General features: G+C 76.3%; 2 protein-coding genes. One reads left to right on the plus strand and one right to left on the minus strand.

From position 1 onward, the window contains the following. The coding region (locus tag GXW76_RS25180; RefSeq protein ID WP_211864884.1) for a DUF6212 domain-containing protein at positions 1-1,376 on the minus strand (1,376 nt) is incomplete at its 3' end. An 80-nt stretch (positions 1,377-1,456) separates the two neighbouring features. Here GXW76_RS25180 and GXW76_RS25185 point away from each other — a divergent pair. Next, positions 1,457-2,354 (plus strand): glycosyltransferase family 2 protein (locus GXW76_RS25185; RefSeq protein ID WP_211864885.1); only part of this gene is annotated, 898 nt, incomplete at its 3' end.

A 2,354-nucleotide genomic window follows, 5' to 3' on the forward strand; every position in this document is an offset into this window, starting at 1 on the left:
GCCGCCACGGCGGCCTCGGGCGCGGGCTCGGGCGGCCGCGTGGCCGGGAACAGGACCGGCTGGAACAGGTCCACCGCCGCCGCGCCCACCCCGCGCAGTTCCACCGCCACCGCCGGGGCGCCGTCCGTCACCGGCAGGATGAAGGGGCGCGCCTCCTGCTCCGGCAACACGCGCCAGGGGGTCGCGGCGGCGCCGCCCACCATCAGCCGCGCCTCCGCCACGCCCGCGCCGAGCCGCAGGTCGCAGCGCAGTGCCGCGCAGCCTTCGGGCAAGGGGCCGAAATCCACCCGGGTGGCCTCCCAGCCCTCGGGCAGCGCGAGGCAGCGCATCGCGCCTGAGCCGGCATCGAGCTCACCGGGCCCGGCGACCCTTGCCTCGGCGAGCATCTGCGCCGGGGCCTGGCGGGGCGCCGCCACCGCGGCATCGTCGTGCCAATGCGCCCAGTCCATGTGCAGCGGCCGCACCAGCCGCCCGCCCGGCGGCAGGACGGCGATGGACAGGGCGGGCTCCTCCGGCGCCTCCGCAGCGGCGGAGAGCGCGACCTCCCCCGCCTCGCCCTCGGCCCGCAGGCCGATCAGCAGCGACTCCGGCCGGCCGAGCAGCGGTTCCGGCGTCTCGAGGTGCAGCCAGCCCGCCGGCAGCGCCGCCGGGGGCACGCGCCAGGCGCACAGCACCCGGCCGGACTCGGCGCCGATCAGCCGGACCGAGAGCGCCGCGCCCGCCGCCTCGGGCAGATGCAGCGACAGGCGGGCGATGCCCGGCGTCGGCATCCCCGGCTCGACGACCAGCGGCGCCGCGCCGGCCGCGAGGCGCAGGGTTGACCCGGCCGGATCCGCGGCGAGGTCGAGCCGCGTCTCCATGCCCGGCGGCGACCGCCCGGCGACGGTGTTGAGCATGGCGGCGACCGAGGCGCGCAGGTGCTCGGCCTCGGCGCGCAGGGCGGCGCAGCGGTCTTCCAGTTCGCAGACCCGGCGCGCGGCCGCGCCGGCGGCGGCCAGCGCCGCGGTCATCAATTCCGGCAGGGCGGCGAGGCCGCCTTCCGCGGCGATCAGCACCGGCGGCTCCAGCCCGCCGTCCCGCCACCATCCGGCCAGGCGGCCGAGGACCAGGGGGGTCTGCGCCACCAGCGCGAGCACGGCGGGCGGCGGATGCTGCAAGGTCACCGGGGCGGCTTCCCGGCTGCGCGGCGGGCCGAAGCGGAGCGTCACGCCCTCGGGCGAAAGATGGGCACGGCAGATGCGCGCCCCCGCCCCGTGCAGCGCGACGGTATCCGGCAGGCGACTCTCCACGACGATGACGGGGCGTCCGTCGAACAGCGCCGGCAGGTCCTCCGTCGGCGCGCGCACGAGCAGGCCGGGAAGGGCGCGGTCAGGCACGGGTTGCACGATCCCCGCCCCGCCGCGACATTGCATCCGAGCAGAAGACCGCAATGCGGCGCCGGGCCCGGAGCGAGACGATGACACGTGCCGAAGTCGCCGACACGAAATGCGAGGTCGTCGTCATCATCCCGTTGTTCCGGCAGCCGGCACTTTTCTCGGAGGCGATCGCCTCTGTTCTCGCGCAGCGCGACGCGCCCGCGCTGAGGATCATCGTGGTCATCGACGGTTGTGTCTATCAGCAAAGCCTGGACGCCGCGATGTCCTGGGCGCGAGCACATGCGCCGCGCCTGGCCGTGCTGGTCCAGCCCAATGGCGGCGTCGCCGCGGCGCGCAACGCCGGGATCCGCTTCGCCCGCCAGGCCTGGCCGGACTGCCGCGCCTTCTTCTTCCTCGACGCCGACAACCGCATCGGGCCGCATTTCCTGCGCCGCGCCTGGGACACCCTGTTCGCGGCCGCGCCGGAGGTTGGCTGGGCCTATCCGGATTTCGACCTCGTCGGCATCGGCGGCGCCTGGTCCACGGCCGGGCGGCACCACCTGTTGCAGCACATGGCGGAAAACGTCTGCGATGCCGCCGCCCTCGTCCGGCGGGAGGTCTGCGAGGCCGGCATCGGATTCGACGAGACGCTGCGCGCCGGCTTCGAGGACTGGGACTTCTTCCTGCGCGCGGCCGGGGCGGGGTTTCGCGGCGTGCACCTGCCGCAGGCCGGCTTCTCCTACCGCCGCCGTCCGGAAAGCATGCTCAGCGAGGCGCGACGCGACCGCGCGGCGCTGCTCTCGGCGCTGCATAAGCGCCACCCGGTGCTCTATGCCCCGCGCTCCATCCTCGCGCTCGAGCACAGGGAGGCGCCGCGCTTCGCCCTCTTCGAGCCGGAGGCGGCCGTGGCCTGCCTCGACCCCGACGCGCCGCCGCCCGCCGGCACGCAGGACGCGCTGCTCGCGCGCCTTGCCGCCGCCCGCCGCACGCCGGGGCGGG

The sequence above is a fragment of the Neoroseomonas soli genome (assembly GCF_018129065.1).
Lineage (GTDB): Bacteria > Pseudomonadota > Alphaproteobacteria > Acetobacterales > Acetobacteraceae > Neoroseomonas > Neoroseomonas soli.